Source organism: Sulfitobacter sp. 1A12779, from assembly GCF_043557315.1.
Taxonomy (GTDB): domain Bacteria; phylum Pseudomonadota; class Alphaproteobacteria; order Rhodobacterales; family Rhodobacteraceae; genus Sulfitobacter; species Sulfitobacter faviae.
This window is the reverse complement of record NZ_JBIFFU010000060.1, coordinates 1-2,796: the sequence shown is the minus strand read 5'-3', so window position 1 is coordinate 2,796 and position 2,796 is coordinate 1. Positions and strand designations below refer to the sequence as shown.

Sequence of the window (2,796 nt, the reverse complement as noted above, 5' to 3'; positions counted from 1 at the left end):
GGAGCAGTGGCTATTTTTTCGAGGGCGGCGTGATCAATTCCGACGGCATGCAGCTCGGTTTCTGCTGCTTCACTTTCGGTCTTTGCCGATTCATGCTCTGCGCGGGCTGTCTGAACATTCGCCTCGGATGTGACTTTTCGCGCCCACAGACCTTCCAGGCGTTCCAACGCCTGTGCGGCAAGGACTTCATTTGTTTGCGCAATGATCCATTGCGATTTCAACCCGGCAAGCTCACGGCTTGTGATCAGTGCCAGCGTATCTCCATAGGCAACGGTGTCGCCTTCACCAACCAAAAGCCGATCTATGACCCCGCTGACTTTGGGGGTGACATTTGCCATCCGGTCTGCGTCAAAGCGGATTTCTGCTGGCAGGCTGAGGGACTCGCCCAAGGCTCCCAACTCAGCTTGCTCTAGTAGGATTCCGGCCTCTTTCGCGACTTCGGGGGCCAGTTTGACAACATCGCCACCGCCTTCATCGCCGTGTGCGCCCTCAGCTTCGCCCGCATGATCGTCATCGCCATGCGCATCCTTGGCTTCACCTGCGTGGTCATCATCGTCGTGCGCATCCTTAGCTTCACCGGCGTGGTCATCATCGTCGTGCGCTTCTTTGGCTTCATCGGCGTGGTCGTCGTCACCGTGTGCATCTGCAGCTTCTCCGGCATGATCGTCATCTTGCGGTGCTACTGCAGCTGCTGCAGTCATTGGCAATGGCGTTTCCGCATTTCCAGTCGCGCCAGTGATCGGGACCAAGGCTAATACGCCCACCGTCAGCGCAGCCATGGTCATTGTTGTCGGTTTCATAATCGTACTCCAGGGATTGAATAGGTCACCGAAAACACGTCCGGGTACCTGTTGGAACTTCGTCTGCCATGATCAAACCGATGAAGTGGCCCTGAAACAGGTTCGGCTCAAACGGTTTGATCTGCTGTGATATTTATGAGTTTTACAAAGCCCGTTTCGACACGGCATATGTAAAATACCACTCTGCAATAGGGGCAGATCAGCCTCGCGGAGGACGGTAAAAACCTTGGAGCGTGGCAAGGACCACAGAGGCGTCAGCCCAATGTCGCGATCGGTCTGCTGACGACTGATCGCATGCCAACTGCACCTGCCCCGGTCCAATAATGTGGATATGGCAATCGCCAAAGCCATGGGATGCCTCACCATTCTCGCTATATCTTTGATCCTGAGCAGTTAAATCAAGATTAACCATATCGGTAGCAAAGACAACTTTTTCAAAGACTGCTTCACTTGCCTCAAATACATAGGCATCGGCTTTTGCAATGTTGAAATTCAGAGCAGCCGAAAGCAGTATGGCCAACCCAATTTTAGCAACACGAATGGCAGACAAGTACTTCATAATGGGACCTTTACAGGACACGTAACCAATGGTCCATTCGCTTTTTGTCGCATGTCCCCGAGCAGCCAGTCGACATCCGATAGGCTGCTCAGCAATGCTCGTGCGCCGATGTAATCGCTGACCTGACCCGCCGTGACGAACAGGTTCAGGGGTCGGCCTTCGCTGTCGCAGATGCGTGCAGCTTGGTATTCATGCCGCCCTTGGTGCGGCCGATCAGTCTTCCACGCCCCCCTTTTTCACGCCCATGCTGGTCGCTGTCCGGTGAGCCTTCAAGTAAGTGGCGTCGATCATCATAGTTTTCTTTTCGCAGTGCTCGACGGCCAGACCAGCCATCATCCGGGCGAAGACGCCCTTATCGCTCCATCGTTTCCATCGGTTGTATAGCGGTTCCATCGGTTGTAGAGCGTTTTGGGTGGGCCGCCAATTTTAGCCTACGTCGCCCCATCCACGACCAGTCGCCACCATAAGTGCTGACCACGATTGGGCCAAATCTCTTACTGCCGCGGCGAGGGATATGCGTGCTGCGTTTGCAAATCGTTCGGCGTCCAACAGGTCTGGTAAGTTGAGCTCGCCTAATTCAAAAACTTTGCGGCTCAACTGAAGAGTACGATCCCTTGAACGTTGAGCAGCGCGCAATGCGGCCACTTCTCTTTGTTTTCGTGAAAATTCACTTTGAGCTTTTTGCACATCTTCCACCGCGGCCAACACCTGTGCACGCCATTCCAGCTCGGCGGTCGTGGCAGAAATAATTGCCGCATCTCGCCTAGCGCGTAGCGGACCTTGGTTGAGGATGGGGAATGAAAGTGCTGGACCAAAGGACCATTCTGACGAGTTTGCCGCTGTCACTGAGCCAGATAAAGTGACCGATGGGTACAACTGTGCTTCTGCGACACCTACTCCGGCAACTGCGGCAGCTAGACGGCGTTCAGCGGCCAATACATCTGGACGATTGCGGAGCAGATTAGCAGGGACGCCTGTTGACCCTTTGCCGTGGGGATAAGGTTGTGGTGCGCCTGCAATCATCTGTTTAAGCAGCGGCTGAGCTGGTTCGGCCAACAATGTCGCGATTGCAAAAACCCGGGCTTCGAATGCGGATTCAAGCGGAGGGAGGTCGGCAATTGCTGTGTCGAGCTGACCTGCTGATCGGGCAAGATCTAATTCTGACAACGCGCCTTGCTCAACTTGCGCTCTGATCAAGGACTGGGTCCGCCGGAGACTCGCGATATTCTGTCGTGTTAAAGCCAACGCTTCCTGAAAATACCGGGCGTCGATATAGTTGGAAACGACACCGGAAACTAGGGCAAGCCGGACAGTGCCTGCATCAAACTTGGCTGCTTCTACACCCGCTGTCGCGCGCTGTGCGTCACGGCGAACACCACCAAAAATATCGAGGATGTAATTCGCCCCGAACGTCGCACTTTCAGAGGGATCACCTGA

At 54.6% G+C, this 2,796-nt stretch carries 3 protein-coding genes and 1 pseudogene; all 4 read right to left on the bottom strand.

The window, feature by feature from the left end; translation table 11 throughout:
- Positions 1 to 800: efflux RND transporter periplasmic adaptor subunit (locus ACGYLQ_RS20665; RefSeq protein ID WP_394444654.1), on the bottom strand; the 800-nt coding region annotated here is incomplete at its 3' end.
- A gap of 199 nt (positions 801 to 999) precedes the next feature.
- A complete protein-coding gene (locus ACGYLQ_RS20660) occupies positions 1,000 to 1,359 on the bottom strand; it encodes a hypothetical protein (RefSeq protein WP_037954968.1) in 360 nt (119 codons plus the stop codon).
- 53 nt (positions 1,360 to 1,412) lie between these two features.
- A pseudogene (locus ACGYLQ_RS20655) lies at positions 1,413 to 1,749 on the bottom strand (transposase); the annotation flags it as partial.
- Positions 1,750 to 1,785: 36 nt separating this feature from the next.
- Positions 1,786 to 2,796, bottom strand: a 1,011-nt coding sequence (locus ACGYLQ_RS20650; RefSeq protein WP_394444651.1) for an efflux transporter outer membrane subunit, incomplete at its 5' end; no start/stop codon positions are given.

Excerpts from the sequence above, each read along its gene's own strand:
- ACGYLQ_RS20660 (WP_037954968.1), bottom strand. The coding sequence starts at position 1,359 with ATGAAGTACTTGTCTGCCATTCGTGTTGCTAAAATTGGGTTGGCCATA.